The following is a 21,757-nucleotide window of genomic DNA, read 5'->3' on the forward strand; positions in this document are numbered from 1 at the left end:
TTTATGAAGTTAAAAAATTCGAACGTTTCGGCATAGCTTTGTGGTAAATTCTAAATAAACCATCGCTCATGACCAGGGTAAATGTAAATAATCAAAATAAAGAGCCAGCTTTAGCAAAAGCTTTAAAATTCACCATAGTAATCGCTGCAATCGGTGTTTTGTTGTGTATTTTTTTATTGACTTTGGAGATATAACACAGTAGTCTTTTTAAGCTTTCTGCATAGTATTAATACAAATATGTTATAAGGGAATTTCTAAAACCCTTTCTGGACCGTAGTATTTAAGTGCAATACCAAAAACAATTACCGAAAGTATCATACCAACCATGAAAACGGTATACGTCCATCTTAATATTCTGTACTTTCTTTCCAGTACTATTCCTAAAAAATAAAGGTCTTTTGTTAATGAACTATAGATATAGTCTTTGTCCTTTATAAGTTCTGACATAGCCCAACTATATTGTTCTAATTCCATTTTATGAAAATTACCAAAAAATAAAAGGTTCACTTTTTTTGATGTCACTTCTTCTTCTGTAAATTGACCAGTAGTAATATTGGGTTTTGTAGCTATAATCGACATTACCATAGAAATTACGCTAAAAACAATAAATAGAAATGTTGGATAAAATAGATAATCATTAGATGGGTTATCCAATTTGGGTACCAAGTTCGCCAATGCCATAGAGATTATGATAGCATTTACCGAAAGTAAAATGTTTGCTTTGGTATCTGCTATATCACTAAGTTTTAAATGATTTTGTAAAGTTACCCTATACAATGTTTGAACTCCCCTATCTGGTAACTCTCCCTTAAATTTTGCTTTTAAGCTTTCTTTTTTAATCAGCGCATTACTTTTCTTCTTTGCTTTGATAAGCTTTTTAATATTCTTGTCTTTCCCTTCTTGCCAATTATTTATGGCATAGTCGGTATAAAAGCGATGTTTAGTTCGTAGAAGAATAATGTTTTCTTCTCGCCAGTCTGCCGAGGTAATACTTTGTTTTTTAACTAGAGAAAGTTCTTCTCTTAATAGCTCTGTATTAGCTACAAAATTTTTTACATGAAAATGCGAAGAATCTGCATCTCGAATAATATTTTCTAATTTATTTTTGGGTTCATGTCCTTTTTTAGTCGCTAAAATTAGGTTACAAACATTGGTGATAAATAATGTCGTACAATTATTCTTGATTAAAAAATCTCTAGATAATTGGCAACTATGTTCTTCGTGGTTTTCATAAGAAATTGTATAACCAAGGTCATGTAACCAAGCTGTAATTAAAAGTAGTTCACTTTCTTCTTCACCAATTTCTTCGCCTTCAATAAGTTCTTTTGTACTCTCTACAACGCGCTGTGTGTGTCTTAGATTATGATAAAGAAATTTGGGGTCGAAATCATCCGTCAATTTTGTAGTAGCGAAAATTTCGGTTTTAGAAACTAGTGTGGACATGCTCTGGGTATAAAACCTTAGAAATTTACGAAATTTATTCTCTTATCATAGCCGGTGGTACAAAAAACATTACTGCAGTCAAATCTGATAGTTTATTGAAAATGAGTTGGAATACTCTAATTGTTAAAAAATAAATTAGATATAATCAGGCCAATAATCAATAATACCAAAAATGCAATAAGTATGGTAGCCCCTACCTTGGTTTTTTTGTTTTTTTGCAGAATATATTCTTGAGTATTCTCTTCTGGATCTTTTACGAATTTTGTTTCTTCTGTATGTTTTGTCATAATTCTTATTTTTTAATGTATACTGTTTTTTTGTTTATAAATTCTAAGATGCCTTCTCTAGATAATTCTCGACCATAGCCAGATGCCTTTGTACCGCCAAAAGGTAATCTTGGGTCAGATTTTACCATGTCGTTTATAAAAAATGCCCCATCGGGAATTTTGGATATTACGTTCATTGCAGCATCTATATCTTCAGTGAATAGCATACTACCCAACCCAAACCTAGAATTTGCAGCTAGTGCGATAGCATCTTCTCTATTTTTTGCTTTGATAATAGCTGCAACGGGTCCAAAAGTTTCTTCCTTAAAGACGGGCATATCAATGGTGACATCTGTAAGTATCGTAGGTGCGAAGTAGGCTCCATTTCGCATATTACCTAAGATAACCTGTGCGCCTTGTTTTACAGAATCATCAACTTGTTTTTGAAGTTCTTCAGCTAAGTCTTCTCGAGCCATAACACCTATAAAAGTTTCTTTATTTATTGGATCACCACTTTTTAATGACCTTACTTTTTTGGTAAATTTTTCAACAAAAGAGTCATAGACGGCTTCACAAACAATGAAGCGTTTAGCAGCGATACAACTTTGACCGGTGTTTTGCATACGTGCAGTTACCATAGTATCTATATGGTAATCTAAATCTGCATCTTCCCAAATAATACATGCATTGTTTCCGCCAAGTTCTAATACAGACTTCTTTAAATTTTCACCTGCCGTTCTTGCTATCGACTTACCGGCTTTTTCACTGCCGGTTAGGGTTACAGCTTTAATACCATCATTGGCAATAAGTTTTTCAATATCTTCATGTCCGGCTTTTAAGCTTTGAAAACAACCTTCAGGATAGCCTGCATCCAAAAACAACTGTTCTAATGCTAAAGAGCACCCAGTAACGTTTTGTGCATGTTTTAAAAGTGCTGTGTTTCCCGCTGTTAAAGTAGGAGCGGCAAAACGAATTACCTGCCAAAAAGGATAGTTCCAAGGCATCACGGCCAGTATGCATCCTAAGGGGTCGTGACTTATAAAGCTCTCGGCTGCATCGGTTTCAATAATTTCATCAGCTAATAAATCTTCAGCGTTCAATGCATAAAAATCACACGCCCAAGCACATTTTTCAATTTCAGAAACACCTTGAGAATAAGGTTTTCCCATTTCCTTTGTCATGAGTTCTGCATATTCCTCTTTTCGATCTATAAGAAGTTCTGCCACGTTAGTCAGAAGTTCGCATCTAGCCTTAATTTCTTTATTTGCCCAAGACGATTCTATAGCCAAGGCTTTTTTTAATTTTTCTTCAATTGCCGAAGAGTTATCTTGAATATAGGTTTGAACAACTTTACCGTTGTACGGATTCTTGGATTGATATTCTTTCATATTACAAAGTTATTGGTAAGTAAGTATATGTATTAATTCGTTTCATTTAATTCTTAGCCCTTTTAAGCTATTGTTAACGTTAATATTAATAGGTTTTGAGTCAAGTAATTATATCTTTAATCTAGATATTTGTTGAACACGATAATGATTACCTTATCATGTATAAAAAACGTTTAATCAAAAATATTTATAATATGAACAATAGTGGAAATACATTATTAGCAATTATTGCAGGATCTGCAATTGGTGCTGCATTGGGAATTCTTTATGCACCTGACAAAGGTGAGAACACGAGAAAATTAATAGCTGATCAGGCAGCTGCAACAAGAGACAATTTTGCAGACAGTGCAGTTGATCTTAAAAATAGGGTGGCTTCTAAAATGTATGATGAAAGAGAAACTCTAGATACAAGAGTAGAATCTTTAGTATCTGATTTGAGCTACAAAACAGAAGATGTGATTTCTACATTAGAGAAGAAATTAGCTGAATTAAAGACAAAAAATAAGAAACTGCAGAAAACAGTATAAATGGGAATTATTGATTCACTTAACGAAACGTCTAATAAGGCAATTGATGTAGGAGAGGTTTACTATAAAAAAACTCAAGAATACTATAGGCTAAAAGTGTTTCAACAATTAACAATGACCACCGGTATGCTATTAAAAATGGCAGTCATAGGTGGTCTTGCTTTTTTGGCACTTATGTTTATAACCGTTGCTGGTGTTGTTTTCTTAGCAAATATACTTGATAGCATGGTAGGCGCTTGTTTACTTGCTGGAGGATTGTTTATTTTACTGTTGATTTTAGCTTACATCTTTAGAAGTAAGTTAGATAATATGCTGGTAAAAAAACTGTCGGTCAAATTCTTTAATTAAGAAACTATGTACAAAAATTTTGAGGAGATAGAATTCAATTTAAAACGCTTAAAATTAGAGCGCGAAATTGCATTGGAAGAGCTTAAAGGTTTAAAACAAGATGTACAGGAAGATTTGAGTCCTTACAATTGGGTTTCGACGGCATTTTCTGCTGCGAAGAAATTTGGTATGCTTTATATAATGCGTAAGGTTGTAAAGTAAAATGTAATTATATTGAAATAAAAAAGCACCTCTAATATTAGAGGTGCTTTTTTATATTTTGGTTTTAAATAAAACCTATTCTTTAGTCCAGGCGTCAAGCATCCAGCTTACCTTTTCAATTTCACCAATGTAAGCTCCAATCATATCAATGGTACCTTCATCTCCACCAGCTTCGGCTTTTTTAATGACTTTATTCATTTGCTTTAACAAAGTTTCGTGCTGATTTAAAATGTGTTTTACCATTTCGGTGTCGGCAATAAGAGAAGATGTCTCTTTGATTGAAGACATCTCAAAATATTTAGAAAACTCACTAGTTGGGTTATGTCTTAAGGTCAAAATACGCTCGGCAATCTCATCTATTTTGATTCTTGCATCGGTATATAACTCCTCGAACTTAATGTGTAGGTCGAAAAAGTTTTTTCCGGAAACATTCCAATGATAACCTCTAAGATTTTGATAATATAAATTGTAATCAGCCAATAAAACATTTAATTCTTTGACTATTGGCTCTATATCTTTCGATTTTATATCTAAATAGCTCATAATATTTGTTTAATTATTCTACTACAAAATTAAAGAATCGAGAAGTTTAGCGTTAACTCAGAAAGCTTAATGGTGAACGTTTTAACGATATTTAACGTTATTCTTGCACAAGTGGTTTTAAATTAATGTAAGAGTAATTTATTACGCCAACATGATCGTATTCTGTAGAGTTGTGTTTTAGTAAACCCCAATCAAATTGGTTATTTAAATCATTTTCTTTATAGTAATTGGTTAAGCCGTCGGTCAATAGCAAATATTCACTCAACTTTATTTTATTTTTTAAAAGCTTGTGTGCAATGATTAAGTCTTCACCAAAAAGTTTAATGCTATTGCCAACTTTTGTTAGTGCAATTTCTTTACCATAGTGCAGTATAATTTTTAAACCGAGAATATCGGGTATTACAGCGGCATCCTTATTTTTCTGATGTTTTTTTCTCAAAGATTCTAACTCCCTATAAAATTCCGTATAAAAAATTCTGCATTGTTCGATAAGCTTTTCTAAACTGGGCATTTCGCCTGTCTTAAAAAATAAAACAGCATCACCTTCAATTTCAGAAACTTTGAGTCCGATTTTATTTGTGTAGATAATTTGGTTTAATAGCGCAGGAATAATTTTTGAACTTAATTCAAAATCTGTTTCGCTCATAAACTCTGTAAAGCCACTTATGTCGGGTATACAAATTAACATGGGTTCTCCTTTCATAAGCAGTAGTAGAATGTGAAAATGAAAGGTATTGAACTTCTGTGATTAAAAATACTCCTTTACCCAAAAAGACTATCGTAATCGAATTTGAGTATTACACCTAACTAAATAGTTTGAAGAAGGTTTTAGGCTACAAAAGAGTTTTATATAACACAGAAGTAGTATCATGATTTATTAATTTTGTTTAATATATTTAAAGAACAAGTAAACAAAATTTTCTATTTGTACAGAGGTCAAATTTTAAAGCACTTATAAAATGAATTATTCAGACTTACTTGCGAGTGAACCACATGATGTAGCTGCGCATATGCATTTAAAATATGTAAATAGGGAAGCGCTATCTATACAACGTATTAAGGAGAAAGATAAATTTCGATACCTACTTAAAAATAAGCCGCTCAGTAAAAAGACTGAATTAACTAGAATTAAAAAACTGGTGATTCCGCCGGCATGGCAAAAGGTGAAAATAGCGCCTATTGCCAATGCTCATTTACAAGCAGTAGGTTATGATGTAAAACATAGGTTACAGTATCGTTATCATGATTTATGGTTGAGGGTAAGAAACCGAACCAAGTTTTTAAGAATGCATCATTTTGGGGAAGCCTTACCTAATATTCGTAAAAAGGTAGATGAAGATTTAAAGTTAGATGGGTGGCCTAAAGAAAAGGTTTTGGCCCTAATTGTTAGGTTAATGGAAGAGACCCATATTCGTATTGGTAATCGCCAATATGCAAAAAGAAATAAAACCTATGGCTTATCAACTTTAAGAACAAGACACTTAAAGACTAGTAAGAATAAGCTAAAGTTTGAGTTTACCGGTAAGAAGGGTAAAAAGCATAACATTACCCTTAATAATAGAAAACTAAGAAAATTGGTTTTACAATGTGAAGAAATACCAGGTTGGGACCTTTTTCAGTTTTTTGATGAGGATGGAACAAAAATGGGTGTGGACAGTGGCATGGTCAATGAATATTTGCAGGAAATCAGCGGAGATCTTTTTACGGCAAAAGATTTTAGAACTTGGTCTGGTACACTCATCTTTTTTGAATCTCTTATTGAAAATGAACCTACGAAGGTAGATAGTGAGATTAAAAAGAATATCATAAAAGCTTTTGATGACACCGCAAAGGCTTTAGGTAATACTAGAAATGTATGTAAGAAGTATTATGTGCACCCATTCGTAGTAAGTATATATGAAAGAAATGAGCTAGACGAAGCCATTAAAAAAGTAGCATCTACAAAAGCAACGGAAAACCAAACTGCCGCTGAGAAAGTCTTGATCAATTTAATAGCAGATTTTAATCCGTTACAGAGTTTAGCTAAAGAAAACTAATGGTTAATTAATAACTTAATCCGCACGTTCCACTTCGCTTTCGCTTTTTAAAACGTAATCGCCATCTTCTTGCTTAATGTAAAGTGCTTTGTCATCATCACTACCATTTCTGGTAACTTCATTTCCTTTAATTGTTTTAGTTGTATTTGAGGTATAGGTTTCTTCAACTTTACCTTCGGCAGTACCATTGCCCCAAGACCATTTTACAGTTGTACCTTTTCTAATCATAACATTTTTAATTTTTGTTTGTGCTTTCCATCACTTCTAGTGTTTGGAGAACAAGTGATGGAAACTACCTATATAAGATGCACAAACGTGAGAACTAATTTGATACTGCAAGTTCTAAAATCTAACAGTTTATTGTGTTAGATGGGCACTATATTTTTAATCCTATACACCTGATTATTAACCCTATTCAAAGGAGTTAATGCTGCTTTTTTTCAAGGTAAAAAAGACCCCTTATCTATTATAAATTTGAATTCAAAACAAAGCATATGTTAGATTTAATGATAGGTATTTCGATAATGGGCATTTTAGGCTATGTGGGTCTATTAGTAAGAGATTATTTGGTGGATAGTACCTTAAATGATTTAACGGATGATGATGAAGATGCAATTTTTGAAATTGATATGGAGCATGTGCTCATGTATTCAGACCAGTCTAAAGCAAAAGACATTAGTGAACTAAAGAGAAAATTAAAGGATTTTAAGAATAGAAATAAATTTTACAAGATGTAATTGTGGTTGACATCTCTAAATAAAAAGTCACATCATTAAAACAATAAGAAATGAGTACATATACCGAAGAAGTAGGAAACAAGTTAAACGAACTTTTAGAAAAAACGTACGATGCTGAGAAAGGATTTAAAAAAGCAGCAGAGAATACAGAAAACAAGCAACTGAAGTCTTTCTTTGAAATCAAGGCAAAGCAGCGTTATGATTTTGGACACGAATTAAAAGCTGAAATTAAAACGTTTGGTCAAAACGTAGACAAGGGAGATAGTATGGCGGGTAAAGCTCATAGGGCCTGGATGGATGTAAAGGCTCTTTTTTCTTTAGACAACGCAGAAGCTATGTTAGAAGAAGCTAATAGGGGCGAAAAAGCCGCTATTGAAGAATATAATGATGTGTTGGAAGACACTTCACTACCTTCGACCACGGCAACAATTTTAAGAAGCCATAAAGTAGCAATAGAAAACAGCCTTTCGAATATTAAGATATTAGAGAACGTCAGGTAATTTCACTAATGAAAACAAAAAAAAAGAGGCTTTTAAAGCCTCTTTTTTTTGCGATGTAATTTATAAATATCAAAGGCTATATTGTTAAACTATAACCAATTTGTTATTGGGTCATATTTTTTAGTTTCTGCAATAAGAGGGCTTTGTTTATTTGGCGAACTTTAGGTTTAAAGCAAATGATTGATATGTATTTTAAAATTTCGAATACAGCAAAAATGAAGGAGATAGAGCGTGATTTAAATGCTTTGTTCAAGTATCCAAATTTATACTCACCACAAGTAGTCATTAATGGACTAAACGAGGTATCTATACCGGTGGTAACCATGGCTGACTCCAATACTATTTCTTTAGCAATTTGGGGCTTGTTGCCAAGCAGTTTCCATGAAGATTGGGAGTTATTTCAAAAACTGACCAACACGTTAACAATACCATCGTACAATTTAGAAACTGACATTTGGTATCATGATTCGTTTACAAGTAGAAGGTGTATAATTCCCGTTACCGGTTTTTTTACATCCGTTTTGAGAAAAGGCGGAATTTATCCGTATCACGTTAATAATAAGAGAGGAGAAATTTTATATTTAGCGGGTATATATACCGTACTTGAAGATGGTTTCATAACATGCTCATTACTAACTGGACCACTTGAAAATGAAGTAGTCAAGTTTCAAAACTTGGTAGATTATATGCCAATTGTTATAAATCATGATGATAAGCAAGAGTGGCTTTCTACAGAAACTAGAATAGATAGGGTAATAGACATATTAAAACCGCCACACACCACAGAGTTAAATGTAGAGCCTATTGCTAAAAATCTTTTTAATCTTGATATATCATACGATAGTATGTTAATGCCTTTCGAATATCCTGAGAATTAATTCAAAGATGAGTTCTTGTTTTTTAAATGTTTTCTATATTCAGTAGGTAGAATGTCATAGGCTTCAAAGAAAATCTTCGAGAAGTAGCTTCTGCTTCTTATACCAATGGCATATACGATTTCAGATACCGATAAATCAGAATTTTTTAAGTAATCCTTAGAGATTTCTAATTTCAGTTGCCTCACATATTCGTTCACCGTTTTAGAATACAGAATCTTAAATCCTAATTGTAGTTTTTTGGGACTTAAGCCAGATTCACCACTCAAGGTAGCAATAGAAATATTGTCAGAAATATGTTCTAGAATATAAGTGGTTAACTTGTGAATTTTTAAAATATCTTCTTTCGAAATAGCTTCGGGTAAATTCATATTTTCTTCAAAATTTTTATGTTCTAATAACTGCAACGATAGAATTAGGTAAAGCCTGCCCTCTAAAGAGAGAGACCTTAGCATACCGCTATTAGAGCCAACATCGTTTAATAACTTGATCTCATCTGCAATTCTCAAGCTAAAGCTACCACCGTGTTTAAATGTGGCTTCTCCTTTGCTATCATTAAACAATGAAACCAACAGTTGATTCAGTTGAGAGATATTGTTATTTTTCTTTTGTAAATATTCTTTACGGTTAATTCGTATAAAGTTTACTTTCAAAGTCTCGTTCTTCGGAAATAAAAATGTTTTTTCGGCATCTCTCTTGTGCGAGATAATTGTGTTTTGAAATTGTTCTAATCGGGTATATGAATCTGTATTGTTTTCACTGTAATCAAAATACCCCTTAGAAATAAAAATGAATTCAATAGGTGCCAAGTCTTGAGTTTCAAAAACAAGTTCAATTTCTTCAGTAAGTGTAATATTGCAATCAATAAGAGACACCCCCCAGTTAAAACCTATGGTTCTTAAAGACCCTTTTCCAACAGTAGTATCAAAAGTTAAAACACTTTCACCCCAGTCTTCTCTTAGCTCACCCTGTACACATTTCTGTATTTGAGTAAATATTTCGATAGACCTAGAACTGTTTATAATTAACTTTTTCATTGTTTTATTTTATGTACAACGAACATCGTACAACACAAAAAAACTAGAAAAAGAGGAAAAACCTTAACACTTTTCAAATGTTAATTAACACAAATGCGCTTTGGGTAGATGAGTTAATTTTCACTTTTTTACAACTAAGCGTTCTCTGTTAAAAAGCTCATCTTTGGGTTAGAAGTTATTGGAGACTATATAGTTAAAAAATATGCCGATATACTTATAAATAAAAAATGTTAACCTAATTACTAAAATCTATATTATGAAAAAGTCACTATTAATGATTGTATTTGCTTTTGCAACAATGAGCATTGCAACTAGCTGTAGAGAAGAAAAAACTACAGGAGAAAAGATCGAAGAAGGAATGGATGATGTCGGAGATGAAATCGAAGATGGCGCTGATGAAGTTGAAGACGCAGTAGATGATGCTACTGATGACAACTAGTATAAAATACTGCTATGAAGATAAAAGCCAGGTAGTTTACTACCTGGCTTTTTTGATTTTATTCCTTTTTACCGTTTCCTGTTAGTACAGATAAAAGTCCGTCTTCTATATTGATCCATAAGTAATTGAAGAAAGATTTATTCTTTACTCGCTCTGCCGAAATTTCACCATAACGGTATCCGTCTTCATCTGTTTTCGAACCATCGTTTACAAATAAATTACCAATAAATGAAAGTACTTTTTTTACTCCGTTTCTTTCTTTGTTCAATACTTCAAACTTAAAATCTTCATAACTCATTTTAATGTCTCCTTTCGAATTGTGTTCGTTACCTGAAATAGTAAAATATAGTTGGTCTATGGTACCGGTGGTCTGTGTTCTTAAATTGGGCACAAGAAAATCATTCAAGCTAGAGGTATTGAGGTTAGATAGTCCCCCAGAAATTAGAAAAGTACTATTGGGGTCATAGACATCAAATTGCCAATTTAGATGAAATTTAGCAGTATTCATTAATTTGGCGGTAAGACCAATTTTTACCAAATCTTGGGTATTTTTCTGGTTTGATAAATTACTTATAGAGGCATTCAAATCTTCAAAACTAAGAGCCCCTGCAGGCGCGTTATTCGGTATATTCTCTTCATAGACAATTGCCCCATTTTTGATGAAAATAGAGTCAATAGCGACTTTAAAGGGTAATTTTTGCAATAATTTTCCATAAAGTGGCTTATTTCTAAAATCTTCTAATTTAGATTTGTCTCTGTAAACTTTTAACTTTGGAGTGTTAAGTGCGAGTTCTTTGAAGTTGATGAGTAAAGAATCTTTCGAGACTAAGTAATTATGATTTTCTACTTTTATTGATGGAACAGAGAAATTAGTGTGGTCTCTTTGATAGCTGATTTTCTCACTTAATACTGTTTTAGAATATTTTGTAAAAAGTGAAAAATTAGTGATGTCGATTGTAGCGTTGTTCATAACCATTGATTGCATTTGAAGCTTTTCAAATTCGCCCAGGGGGGCACTAAAATTTTGAATTTCAATATAGTATTCTGAAAATGTGAAGGGAATATATTTAGCAATAGTTTTTGGGTTTGTAGCCACTTCTTTTAAAGAAAGATTAATTTCGTTAACAGCAATCAATTCTACTTCTTCTTCATCGTCCCAAACTTCTACGATTCCACCTTCAAAAATCAGTTCTTCAACGAATATCTCTTTTAATAATTTAATTGGGTTATTTTTATTTGCGGTGTCTTCATCAACATTTTTTGGACAAGTTTTAAAATTGAGATGAGGTTTGGTAAGCGTCAATGATTTAATAAAAATCGCTTTTTGAAATAGCACTTTCCAATAACTAAAACCTTTAATGGATAGCTTATTGGCATCGACTTTTATTTCGCAAGAAGAAGTTTGTTTTCCTAAACTGACCACGGCGACTTCTTCAAATGCTATGTTGCCTTTAATTAGATTAATTGTAATTTTATCGTAAGAGAAATCTATATGGCTAGGCACCTTTCTTTCCAAAAAGCTAATAATTTCATTCTTCATTTTCCATTCGGCAAGCATATAGGCTGCAACTAAGAAGATAAGGAAAAGAGATAGCCATTTAAAGATTCTGTTCATAGGTATATCTTAAAGGTAGAGTAATTAGAAGTTTAGAAAACCTATACGTAGAACTAGGTAAATTTGCCCTTTATTTATAAGGTTTTTCAATACCGGCACTATCAGAGTCCATATATTGTTTAAAATCTGATGCGCTAGTAAGTTCAATAAATTCTTTACCCTTTATTACTATGGCATTTTTAAGAAAACTAGGATTTTTATCTAAAATTTTCAACCAACCGTCATCATCTAAATCAACAACAGTATCACCATATGCTACCTTAAAATCTGGATAATCGGTATTCACCAGGTCAGAAATATTTTTATTTAACCCTTCGGCTAATTCGGCCCATTGGGTGCCCGTTACGTTCGTCTTTGAGATATCGATTGTTAAATGATTTTTACCTGAAGATTCAACATAGGCATTTAATTGTTTGCCTATTGAATTTTTCGAACTGTAATATAATGTTATTTGTTTTTTATCCATAGCAATTACTCCCATCACTTTTTTTTAAAAGTACTCACATCTAGAGGTAGTAATTAACTCGTTTAAAACTAAAAGTATCTTGATAGGTTTAATCAAAGTAGGGCTTGGGCAAATTATAGTATCTTGTTAAAGAACCAACAAATAGAATATGAATACTGTTTTTTGGCTTACTTACATAGCAGTAACATTGTGGAGTATAGTCAATATTATTTTCAATGGATCCAGAGCAACTAAGATGATCAGTTGGTCTTTATCGGTTATAATTTTCCCTTTTTTGGGTCCCCTGTTATACTATTTATTCGGTATTAATAGACGAAAATTTAAGCTTTTTAAACTAAAGCAGACAGAGAAGAGAAGACTGTATTCTGAAACCCATAAAGAGCTTGAGGGTGGTGAACAGAGTGTGCATAGGTTCAACGATTACAAATCAGAAAAATTAGCCTCGCTTATTCGAAAAAACAGCTATTTCGCACCTTATGAAGGTAATGATATCACCTTGTTGAATAGTGGAGAAGAAACATTCAATGCCATTTTTAAAGCAATCGAAGAGGCAAAAGATTTTATTCACCTTCAGTACTATATTTTAGAGGAAGGTATGTTGTTGGATAGGTTTTACGAGCTATTTCAAAGAAAGGTCGAAGAAGGGGTAGAAATTCGAATGTTGTATGATTCTTTTGGCAGTAATTCTATGCGTGGTAAACGGGTAAAACGCTTCAAAGATCTTGGCGTAAAGGCATTTTCTACAATGCCAATTCGCTTCGGTAATCTGTTGTTTACGCTGAATTATAGAAATCATCGAAAAATTATAATTATTGATGGAAAAGTAGGATTTACCGGTGGGTTCAATGTATCTGATAAATACATGAAACCAGTATCTGAACTTGGGGTGTGGCAAGATTTACATTTAAAAATTGTAGGACCTGCCGTAAACAGTTTACAACGGGTTTTTGTAAAAGATTATCATTTTGCAGGTAAAGAAGAATTATTATTGCAAGAAAAGTATTTTCCAAAAGTAGAGCCTGTGGGTAACACGGTGGCGCAGATTATTTCAAGCGGACCAGATTCTAAATACCCTGCCATTATGCAGCAGTATTTGGCGATGATCAATATTGCTACCAAAAGTATCTGTATTGCCAACCCTTATTTTATACCTGGCGAGCCCGTATTGGAAGCCATACGTATTGCTGCACTAAGTGGAGTGCAAGTTACCTTATTAACTCCGAAAATTTCAGATTCACTGCTGGCTCAATATAGCATGTTTTCAACTTTCGAAGCCTTATTAGAAGTAGGTGCGAATATATATTTAAGACCTGATTTTTCTCATAGCAAAGTAATTATCATAGATGGGGAAATAGTCTCTGTAGGCTCTGGTAATTTTGACTACAGAAGCTTTGAACACAATTTTGAAACCAATGCTATATTGTATGATAAGAATAAAGCTTCACATATAGAAAGGTTATTTACAAAGCATTGTACCGATGATGTAAAAATAAATTTAGAAAAGTTTAGAAAGAGATCACCATTCAGTAAATTCTTAGAAGGTCTTGCTAAATTCTTTAGTCCGCTACTTTGATAAAATTCATATTTAAATTGAACTATTTACTCTTAATACTATTAAGTTACCCTATGGTTGCATCTGCACAACATACTATTCCCCCAATAATTAAAGAAGAAGCGCAAATTGCACTTTCACATTATCCTGAGCTTTCAGATGTGGCTATAGAATTTAAGTTCAAGAAGAATATCAAGAAATCTACCATGCAGGCGCAGCCTTCATTTTGGAGTGTCTTTAAATCCAAGAAAAACAGGTCTTATAAAATATTGATTAGTGAAAGAATAAAGATTGCAGATTCGGTTTACTATACTAAAGACATTCCTTCAGAAATAATGATCGGGTGGTTGGGTCATGAACTGGGCCATGTGATGGATTACCAACAACGTAGTGGTTTGAATTTAATAGGTTTTGGCTTTAAATATATTACCTCTAAAAAATACATTCGCGGGGCTGAACGCCGTGCAGATTCTTATGCGGTAAACCACGGTATGGAAACGTATATTCTTGCAACCAAAGAGTTCATTTTAAAGAAAGCGGGTTTAACCCAAAAGTATGTAGATAGAATTAAGAATTTCTATCTATCTCCTGAAGAAATAATGATTTTGGTGGAAGAAAGAGATGCTGCATTAAAAGAATAAAAGAGCTGAATTATTTCTGACTCTTGACAAAAGCTTCCCACTCGGCAAACTTTTCCTCTTTCATTACGCGCTCCATTTTTACTTGTCCGCCTTTCTTTTTATTAAAGTCGTTCCAATCATGAAAAACAGTAGGGTCAATGGTAAAAACTTTCACTCCTTTTAAAGCTTTAGAACGAGCAACCTTGTAATTTTTATTGGCAGCTTTTAAAGATTCATCTAGTTCTTCAGCTATAGCTTCAGCGTCTTGTGTTGCTGTAGTACCCAAATACCAAGTGTGGTAAAATCCGTCCTCGTATTTTTTGGCACAAAGGGTATATTCAGGTATTTCAATATCAAAGGTTTCCATGATGTCTTGTAGTGCATCATCCAATTTATTGACAGATAATTGCGAGCCCACGGTGTTCAAGAAGAATTTGGTACGGCCTGTAATTTTAATTTCTGCACGTTCCACATTGGTAAATTCTATAGTGTCTCCAATTAAATAACGCCATGCACCACTAACTGTGCTGATTATAAGTACATAGTTCTGACCGGTTTCAACCTCTGATAAAGTTAGCGAAGGAGCATCTTGAGAAAGAGAACCATCTTCTAAAATATAATCAGGATCAAAGGGAACAAACTCAAAATAGATTCCGTTATCCGTTACCAATTTCATGGCATCGGTTTCTGATCTTGCTTGAAAAGCAATAAACCCTTCGGATGCTAAATAGGTGTCAATTACCGTTACCGGTTTCCCCATTAAGGCATTAAAACTCTTCTCGTACGGTCCAAATGCAACTCCGCCAGAAGTGTACACCTGCAGGTTAGGCCAAATCTCGTGAATGTTGTTGAGGTTGTGCTTTTTAATGACTTCTTTCAACATCAACTCAATCCATGATGGTATTCCGCTTAAGGCACCAATATCCCAATCTGCAGCTTTTTCGGCAATTTTTGCCACACGCTCGTCCCAGTCATCAATTTTGGCAATTTCCTTTCCGGGTTTGTAATATCCACTAAACCAAGATGGAATATTACTGGCACTAATACCGCTGATCTCACCTTCTAAATGGTCGTCGTTTTCAACCAAATCAGTAGAACTGCCCAGCATTAAAATTCCCGTTTCAAAGAAATCTGCCGGAAGATCAAAATTCGAAATTGCTAACACTTGCTTAATACCCGCTTGTCTAATAGCATCTATCATAGCATTGGTCACCGGAATACGTTTGCTTGTCTTACCAGTTGTACCAGAACTCAGCGCAAAATAATCAGGACTACCGGGCCACGTTACATCGGTCTGGTCTTCGTGCAATTTATGCCACCATTTTTCATTGATTTGATTATAATCGAAATAAGGCACGGCATCACGAAATGCTTGCTGCGGATGATCACTTTCTAGAATACTATTGAAGTCATAGGCTTTACCAAAAGAAGTATCTTTTGCTGTTTCTAAAAGGTTTTGAAGAACAGCTTTTTGATCTTCAATAGGGTTATCATCACCAGTAATTTTGTCGGTAATATCGATAACTCCTTTTATAAAATTCCCTATGATATTCATGTGTAACGGTATTTTAGGTTAGTACTGCTAAATTACTGGTTACGTGGGGTAAAGATTAACCCTAATCTGAAATATGTGGACTTTATTGGGTTGGCGCTTTAAGGATATAGCTTTAATTTCTAATTGGACCATTTTATAATCCAAGCCATTAGTTCATCTTTATCTACTGCAAGCCAAGTAGCAGCAGTATTCTTTTTTTCTGTTTTACTTTCATGTGGATAAAATATCACTAAATCTGACTTCTCATTTCCCGTCAATTTTAATTGAGCAATCAGACCGACCATATCTGGTCCATTATTGTCAATTGTAGTCTTTCTTTTCTTTTCTAACCAGTATTCTATAGCAACTTCCATGTAAGCTCTTACCGGATATTTTTTAAAATATTTAATTTTTCTATCGGTTTTGTCTGAATAGCTGTAAGATGAAAAATTAAGATAGTTCTCAAGATTTGATGTTGGACTACCTTTGAGATTTTCCTCAAGTATAAAATTTGAGAAAGACCCTTCCCAAACAGCACCTTCGTCATAATTAATTCTTCTATCTCTATTGCCTTCATTGTATTGTCTTACCCAATCTAATGGTGCATCGCAAATAACGAGTCCAGATAAGTTCAATGCGAAATCAGGACTATTTTTTTCTTGATATTCAACATATTTTAAGGCTCTATGTCCAGATAGACCAACACCAATTAAGAATACATTATTATTCGGTAAATTATTTTTGTCGAAAGCCCTCTCGATTATTTTATGCGCATCTATAATTGAGTTCTCAGAGAAAAAGAAGTCCAATGGTATTTCTGTTGAAACAGATAAAACAGCATACCCGGCTATATTCGCCTGAGTATACAATTGTTTTGCACTCATATTCTTTTTGTCAAATCCAGAACCCTCAAAAAAGATAATTACCCCAGAAATATTTGATGTATTATCTGGTTTGGCAAGTGTATATCCTTTTTCAATATATTCAAGAAAATCAGTGTTAAGTTCTCCGATTCTTAAACTGTCTTTTTTTGCTTTTTGATATTCTTCAACAATGTTTTGTCCATTAGTATTTGAAAAAGCTAGTAATGAAAGTAAAGCCAGTAATGATTTTAATCCAATTTTCATTTTTTACACAATTTGACAATTATACTAAGAATCAAGCCTAAAGATACAACACTAACTAAGCATAATAAGCACCGCACCCACAGCAGTTAATACTAAAATCATCTTTCTGAAAAAAGCTTCTTTAATGTGTTTTATAAATCGGACTCCAACGAAAAACCCTAAAAGAATACCAGGTAAAAGCATCAAGTTCAATTGTAAAGTTTCAATAGATATGGTTTTCCAGATGAAAAAATGAAATGGAAGTTTAATGATATTTACAATTAAAAATAACCAAGCTGCCGTACCTATAAATTGATTTTTTGGCAAGCGCATGGCTAAAAAGTAAATGTTAGAGAAAGCTCCCGCTAAATTACCCACCATGGTAGTAATACCGGCTATGGTACCAATGGCTCCGGCAAATGTCCAGTGAGATGGTACGTTCTTGTCCTTTTTGCGATCCCAATAAAACATCATACCAACAGTAATGATGATTATGATTGCCATGGCTATTTTAAAAAACTTTTCGGGCAGTTCGTTTCCTATGAATACACCTATTAATAAACCAACGAGCATCCACGGTAATACTTTAAAGACATATTTCCACTGTGTATATTTATTATAGTAGATAACGGAAAATATATCAGCAAGAACTAAAAGAGGTACCACCATGCCTGTAGACTGTCTTGCGCCAAAAGCTAAAGCCATTATGGTGACGTTTAAAACAGCAATACCTTTAATGCCTGCTTTAGATAATCCTATAATAAAAGTGGCAATTGATGCCAAAATCCAAGCTGTTGGGGTAATTTCTGTAGTTATTGATAGTAGCACGAGGTACGTTTAGCGTATTAGGTATAAGAATGTCCTAAAATAATATATCTTTAACAATCAACCTAAAACCAACTTATGGAACTCAGTACGTTAGACTATACCTTTATTGTAGTTTTCTTTTCCCTTGTCTTAGGCATAGGGTTTTATGTATCTAAAACATCTGGTAAAAGTTCATCAGAATTTTTTCTATCTGGTCGAACCATGCCGTGGTGGCTTTTAGGACTTTCGATGGTAGCAACTACCTTTTCAACAGATACACCTAATCTAGTAACAGATATAGTTCGTACAAATGGCGTCTCTGGTAACTGGGTATGGTGGTGTTTTTTAATAACAGGTATGCTAACCGTCTTCGTTTATGCAAAATTGTGGCGTAAGTCGAATGTAAATACAGATTTAGAATTTTATGAAATGCGCTATGGCGGAAAACCTGCTAGCTTTTTAAGAAAGTTTAGGGCGGTTTATTTAGGTGTGATTTTTAACGTAATTACCATGTCGGCCGTAACATTGGCGGCAATAAAAATAGGAAGTATTATGCTTGGCTTAGAACCTTGGCAAACGGTTGTAAGTGCTGGTTTGATAACCGTAACTTTCAGTGCACTCGGCGGATTCAAAGGGGTAGTATATACCGATTTCCTTTTATTCTTTGTAGCAATGGCAGGGGCAATTGGCGCTGCTTATTACTTGGTGAATATACCAGAGGTTGGTGGTATTGAAGCTTTAATGGCAAATGAAAATGTTTCTGAAAAACTAAACATCCTTCCAGATTTCAGCAATAAGAAGGCATTGATTACCTTATTTATTATTCCCCTAGCTGTGCAATGGTGGAGTTCTTGGTACCCAGGTGCAGAGCCAGGTGGTGGTGGTTATATTGCGCAACGTATGTTGGCGGCAAAAGATGAAAATCATGCAATTGGTGCAACATTCTTTTTCAATATTATGCACTATGCATTAAGACCATGGCCATGGATTCTAGTCGCATTGGCTTCTATAGTAGTATATCCAGATTTGGCGAGTATACAAGAAGCTTTCCCAAATGTAACTCCAGATAAATTAGGTCATGATTTGGCATATTCAGCAATGTTGACCAAACTACCTAGCGGATTGTTGGGCGTTGTTTTAGCATCCTTAGTTGCGGCATATATGAGTACGATAAGTACACAGTTAAACTGGGGATCTTCGTATATCGTTTTTGATTTTTATAAGCAACAGATAAATCCCGAGGCATCTGAAAAGAGATTGGTAGCAGTAGGTAGAATTTCAACAGTTGTTTTAATGCTATTTAGTGCTGCATTGGCTTTATTGCTGCAAAATGCGCTTCAATTATTTGATATATTATTGGCTTTTGGTGCCGGTACCGGACTTATATTTATACTAAGATGGTTTTGGTGGAGAATTAATGCATGGAGTGAGATTACTGCGATGTTCGCATCGGGTATTATTTCTATTATATTAAAACTGACTCCCGTAGGGGCATATCTTTTTGCCTCGGAAACAGGCGTTTTGCCAGACTGGTCAGAATACATCTTTATTGTAGTGTTGACTACGGTGATTTGGTTGATAGCGACATTTATGACACAACCAGAATCTAACGATACCTTAAGAAGTTTCTACAAGAAGATTCAACCAGGTGGGCCTGGCTGGTCTAAAGTAGTCGCCGATGCAAAAACCGATGCAGTAGAGATTGTAAAAGATAAAGAAAAGTGGAGTGTACCCGCAGGTATAACGGCAATGTTGTTAGGAGTTATTCTAATTTATTCTATAATGTTCGCTACAGGGTATTGGATTTATGGTAGAACCACACAAGCCATTGTTTTAACAGCTGTTTCTGCAATTGCAGGTGTACTATTGGTAAAAGCTTGGAATCGCTTAAAAGGTAACATATTGTAGTAGCAAGATGATAAAGGATAGAATTTTATCGGTCGATATATTTAGGGGAGCTACCATATTACTAATGGTCTTGGTTAATACACCAGGTACATGGTCTAATGTATACGCCCCTTTTTTGCATGCCGATTGGCATGGCTACACACCGACCGATTTAGTTTTTCCTTTCTTCTTATTTATTGTGGGTACATCAATTGCATTCTCCTATAAAAATAGAACCGTAGATGCTAAAGCCTATAAGAAGATTGCGATAAGAGCATTGAAGTTAATTGCATTAGGACTCTTCTTAGGTGCGTTTCTTATTCACTTTCCGTTCTTTAAAAGCTTCAGTGATATTCGTTTTCCGGGAGTGTTGCAACGCATCGGTGTCGTGTTCTTTTTTGCCGCATTGTTATTCATTAACCTGAATTGGAAACAGTTGATTTGGGTAACAGTAATATTATTAATAGGATATTGGTTGTTGATGACTTTTGTTCCTGTAGACGGAGTGACATCAACATTAGAAAGGGCACCAAATAATTTAGCCAATTGGATAGATGTAAAAGTATTCGGTTCTCACAATTACAAAGCAGATTATGACCCAGAAGGGTTGTTAAGTACCATACCTGCAATTGCAAGTTCATTATTGGGAGTTTTTACAGGCTTGATATTAACCGCTGAGCAAGAAAAGAAAGCAACTATTTTAATGGGATTTGGTGGCGGCCTTTTAATTATAGGTCACTTGTGGGATATTGTTTTTCCAATCAACAAAGCACTTTGGACCAGTAGTTTTGTATTGGTCACTGCAGGTTGGGCAAACCTTATTTTAGCTTTGATTTATTATTTGACAGATGTAAAGAAAATAGAATTTGGTTCTATATTCAGGTATGCAGGTGCAAATGCCATCGTTATTTATTTCCTTTCAAGTTTTATCAGCAAGGTAATGGGGCAAGTACAAATTGGCGACACCTCTTTGCATGGGTGGTTGTTCCAAAAAATATATGTCCATGATTTTTTGGCACTAGAAACATCGTCCCTTTTATATGGGTTGAGTGTAGTGCTATTCTATAGCCTTGTGGGCTATATTCTATATCAGAAAAAGATATTTATTAAGGTATAGCTGGTTATTTCGCCATCAATTTTGCAACATACTTCCCAATAACATCAAACTCAAGGTTTACAATGGTACCCGGTTTATAGGTGTTAAATCTAGTATGTTCGTAGGTATAAGGTATAATAGCTACGTCAAAAGAATTTTTTCCAGAATTAACAACGGTTAAACTAGTACCGTCAATGGTAATAGATCCTTTTTCAATGGTGGGGTTTCCAGTTTTTACATCGTAGGTGAAAGAAAATATCCAACTACCATTATCTTCTTTTACACTGGTACATTCCCCAGTTTGATCTACATGACCTTGAACAATATGGCCGTCTAACCTAGACCCTAAAATCATGGCACGTTCCAAGTTTACAACATCATTGGTTTTAAGCGTATCTAAGTTGGTTTTATTCAGTGTTTCTGCAATGGCAGTTACCGTGTAAGTAGTATCAGTAAGACTTACAACCGTTAAGCAAACACCGTTATGTGCAACACTTTGATCTATTTTAAGTTCAGGAGTTAAGCTAGATTCTATAGTGATATCTAAGTTTCCGCCTTTGGCTTCCAGAGAAGTAACTTTACCTAATGTTTCAATAATTCCCGTAAACATGTGTCGTTTAATTTAAGTAATTTTGTCCTTTAATATGTGTCCCAATATTTAAATTAGGACGACCACTTTGCTTCTCCTTTTGGAAAGTTAAAACCAATTTTAAGGTTTTTAAGTGGGGTTACAA

The 21,757-nt window shown here is 34.0% G+C and carries 25 protein-coding genes; 12 read left to right on the forward strand and 13 right to left on the reverse strand.

The features are described from left to right. Positions 1-240: 240 nt before the first annotated feature. The 3 genes from ACJJVP_RS06235 to ACJJVP_RS06245 all read right to left on the reverse strand — a co-directional run bounded on the left by ACJJVP_RS06235 (position 241) and on the right by ACJJVP_RS06245 (position 3,097). The gene (locus ACJJVP_RS06235; protein ID WP_405411791.1) at positions 241-1,443 is read right to left on the reverse strand and encodes a Pycsar system effector family protein; all 1,203 of its coding nucleotides are present in this window, start codon (positions 1,441-1,443) and stop codon (positions 241-243) included. Between the two features lie 116 nt (positions 1,444-1,559). Further along, on the reverse strand, positions 1,560-1,730 hold the full coding sequence (locus ACJJVP_RS06240) for a hypothetical protein (RefSeq protein ID WP_405411793.1): 171 nt from the start codon (positions 1,728-1,730) through the stop codon (positions 1,560-1,562). 5 nt (positions 1,731-1,735) lie between these two features. Continuing rightward, complete coding sequence (locus ACJJVP_RS06245; protein WP_405411794.1) at positions 1,736-3,097, reverse strand: NAD-dependent succinate-semialdehyde dehydrogenase; 1,362 nt, start codon at positions 3,095-3,097, stop codon at positions 1,736-1,738. A 194-nt stretch (positions 3,098-3,291) separates the two neighbouring features. Here ACJJVP_RS06245 and ACJJVP_RS06250 point away from each other — a divergent pair, with 194 nt between their 5' ends. The 3 genes from ACJJVP_RS06250 to ACJJVP_RS06260 are packed head-to-tail and all read left to right on the forward strand — an operon-like array spanning position 3,292 to position 4,173. Then, on the forward strand, positions 3,292-3,624 hold the full coding sequence (locus tag ACJJVP_RS06250; protein ID WP_405411796.1) for a YtxH domain-containing protein: 333 nt from the start codon (positions 3,292-3,294) through the stop codon (positions 3,622-3,624). Beyond that, the gene (locus ACJJVP_RS06255; RefSeq protein WP_405411798.1) at positions 3,625-3,972 is read left to right on the forward strand and encodes a hypothetical protein; all 348 of its coding nucleotides are present in this window, start codon (positions 3,625-3,627) and stop codon (positions 3,970-3,972) included. 6 nt (positions 3,973-3,978) lie between these two features. Further along, positions 3,979-4,173 carry a hypothetical protein gene (locus ACJJVP_RS06260; RefSeq protein WP_299798917.1) on the forward strand — a complete coding sequence of 65 codons (195 nt, stop codon included), beginning with the start codon at positions 3,979-3,981 and terminating at the stop codon, positions 4,171-4,173. A gap of 75 nt (positions 4,174-4,248) precedes the next feature. Here the strand turns inward: ACJJVP_RS06260 and ACJJVP_RS06265 are convergent, their stop codons facing one another. Next, a complete protein-coding gene (locus tag ACJJVP_RS06265; RefSeq protein WP_405411801.1) occupies positions 4,249-4,716 on the reverse strand; it encodes a Dps family protein in 468 nt (155 codons plus the stop codon). Between the two features lie 97 nt (positions 4,717-4,813). After that, a complete protein-coding gene (locus ACJJVP_RS06270; protein ID WP_405411803.1) occupies positions 4,814-5,419 on the reverse strand; it encodes a DUF2652 domain-containing protein in 606 nt (201 codons plus the stop codon). 256 nt (positions 5,420-5,675) lie between these two features. On the opposite strand from ACJJVP_RS06270, the gene ACJJVP_RS06275 reads away from it, so the two are divergent. Next, a complete protein-coding gene (locus ACJJVP_RS06275) occupies positions 5,676-6,752 on the forward strand; it encodes a DNA topoisomerase IB (protein WP_405411806.1) in 1,077 nt (358 codons plus the stop codon). A gap of 15 nt (positions 6,753-6,767) precedes the next feature. On the opposite strand, the gene ACJJVP_RS06280 is transcribed toward ACJJVP_RS06275, so the two are convergent. Continuing rightward, a complete protein-coding gene (locus tag ACJJVP_RS06280) occupies positions 6,768-6,980 on the reverse strand; it encodes a DUF2945 domain-containing protein (protein ID WP_405411807.1) in 213 nt (70 codons plus the stop codon). A gap of 266 nt (positions 6,981-7,246) precedes the next feature. On the opposite strand from ACJJVP_RS06280, the gene ACJJVP_RS06285 reads away from it, so the two are divergent. The 3 genes from ACJJVP_RS06285 (at position 7,247) to ACJJVP_RS06295 (ending at position 8,867) form a co-directional block, all read left to right on the forward strand. Then, positions 7,247-7,489, forward strand: a complete 243-nt coding sequence (locus ACJJVP_RS06285; protein WP_405411809.1) for a hypothetical protein — start codon at positions 7,247-7,249, stop codon at positions 7,487-7,489. A gap of 50 nt (positions 7,490-7,539) precedes the next feature. Further along, positions 7,540-7,989 (forward strand): PA2169 family four-helix-bundle protein, encoded by a 450-nt coding sequence (locus ACJJVP_RS06290; RefSeq protein WP_405411812.1) that lies wholly within the window; start codon positions 7,540-7,542, stop codon positions 7,987-7,989. A 185-nt stretch (positions 7,990-8,174) separates the two neighbouring features. After that, complete coding sequence (locus tag ACJJVP_RS06295) at positions 8,175-8,867, forward strand: SOS response-associated peptidase (protein WP_405411814.1); 693 nt, start codon at positions 8,175-8,177, stop codon at positions 8,865-8,867. Here the strand turns inward: ACJJVP_RS06295 and ACJJVP_RS06300 are convergent. Beyond that, on the reverse strand, positions 8,864-9,901 hold the full coding sequence (locus tag ACJJVP_RS06300) for a helix-turn-helix domain-containing protein (RefSeq protein WP_405411816.1): 1,038 nt from the start codon (positions 9,899-9,901) through the stop codon (positions 8,864-8,866). The two genes, ACJJVP_RS06295 and ACJJVP_RS06300, sit on opposite strands and share 4 nt — an antisense overlap. 256 nt (positions 9,902-10,157) lie before the next feature. On the opposite strand from ACJJVP_RS06300, the gene ACJJVP_RS06305 reads away from it, so the two are divergent. Beyond that, positions 10,158-10,340 carry a hypothetical protein gene (locus ACJJVP_RS06305; protein ID WP_405411818.1) on the forward strand — a complete coding sequence of 61 codons (183 nt, stop codon included), beginning with the start codon at positions 10,158-10,160 and terminating at the stop codon, positions 10,338-10,340. 58 nt (positions 10,341-10,398) lie between these two features. Here ACJJVP_RS06305 and ACJJVP_RS06310 read toward each other — a convergent pair whose 3' ends face one another. Both ACJJVP_RS06310 and ACJJVP_RS06315 read right to left on the reverse strand, forming a co-directional pair. Then, positions 10,399-11,955: a hypothetical protein gene (locus ACJJVP_RS06310; protein WP_405411820.1), complete on the reverse strand. Its 1,557-nt coding sequence runs from the start codon at positions 11,953-11,955 to the stop codon at positions 10,399-10,401. 70 nt (positions 11,956-12,025) lie between these two features. After that, on the reverse strand, positions 12,026-12,436 hold the full coding sequence (locus ACJJVP_RS06315; RefSeq protein ID WP_405411822.1) for an arsenate reductase family protein: 411 nt from the start codon (positions 12,434-12,436) through the stop codon (positions 12,026-12,028). Between the two features lie 133 nt (positions 12,437-12,569). Between ACJJVP_RS06315 and cls the strand changes: the two genes are divergently transcribed. After that, complete coding sequence (cls, locus tag ACJJVP_RS06320; protein ID WP_405411824.1) at positions 12,570-13,994, forward strand: cardiolipin synthase; 1,425 nt, start codon at positions 12,570-12,572, stop codon at positions 13,992-13,994. A gap of 53 nt (positions 13,995-14,047) precedes the next feature. After that, positions 14,048-14,614 carry a hypothetical protein gene (locus ACJJVP_RS06325; RefSeq protein ID WP_405416147.1) on the forward strand — a complete coding sequence of 189 codons (567 nt, stop codon included), beginning with the start codon at positions 14,048-14,050 and terminating at the stop codon, positions 14,612-14,614. Between the two features lie 10 nt (positions 14,615-14,624). Here ACJJVP_RS06325 and ACJJVP_RS06330 read toward each other — a convergent pair whose 3' ends face one another. The 3 genes from ACJJVP_RS06330 to ACJJVP_RS06340 form a co-directional block, all read right to left on the reverse strand. Beyond that, positions 14,625-16,148, reverse strand: a complete 1,524-nt coding sequence (locus ACJJVP_RS06330; protein ID WP_405411826.1) for a GH3 auxin-responsive promoter family protein — start codon at positions 16,146-16,148, stop codon at positions 14,625-14,627. A 119-nt stretch (positions 16,149-16,267) separates the two neighbouring features. After that, a complete protein-coding gene (locus ACJJVP_RS06335; protein ID WP_405411828.1) occupies positions 16,268-17,254 on the reverse strand; it encodes a hypothetical protein in 987 nt (328 codons plus the stop codon). A 51-nt stretch (positions 17,255-17,305) separates the two neighbouring features. Continuing rightward, complete coding sequence (locus ACJJVP_RS06340) at positions 17,306-18,061, reverse strand: sulfite exporter TauE/SafE family protein (protein ID WP_405411830.1); 756 nt, start codon at positions 18,059-18,061, stop codon at positions 17,306-17,308. Positions 18,062-18,136: 75 nt separating this feature from the next. Between ACJJVP_RS06340 and ACJJVP_RS06345 the strand changes: the two genes are divergently transcribed. Together ACJJVP_RS06345 and ACJJVP_RS06350 are read left to right on the forward strand one after the other, a co-directional pair. Then, positions 18,137-19,948 (forward strand): sodium:solute symporter family protein, encoded by a 1,812-nt coding sequence (locus tag ACJJVP_RS06345; protein ID WP_405411831.1) that lies wholly within the window; start codon positions 18,137-18,139, stop codon positions 19,946-19,948. Positions 19,949-19,955: 7 nt separating this feature from the next. Continuing rightward, positions 19,956-21,044: an acyltransferase family protein gene (locus ACJJVP_RS06350; protein WP_405411833.1), complete on the forward strand. Its 1,089-nt coding sequence runs from the start codon at positions 19,956-19,958 to the stop codon at positions 21,042-21,044. A gap of 4 nt (positions 21,045-21,048) precedes the next feature. On the opposite strand, the gene ACJJVP_RS06355 is transcribed toward ACJJVP_RS06350, so the two are convergent. Next, positions 21,049-21,633 carry a riboflavin synthase gene (locus ACJJVP_RS06355; protein WP_036150617.1) on the reverse strand — a complete coding sequence of 195 codons (585 nt, stop codon included), beginning with the start codon at positions 21,631-21,633 and terminating at the stop codon, positions 21,049-21,051. Positions 21,634-21,757 lie beyond the last annotated feature (124 nt).

The organism is Maribacter sp. Asnod1-A12 (genome assembly GCF_045063735.1).
Taxonomy (GTDB): Bacteria; Bacteroidota; Bacteroidia; order Flavobacteriales; family Flavobacteriaceae; genus Maribacter.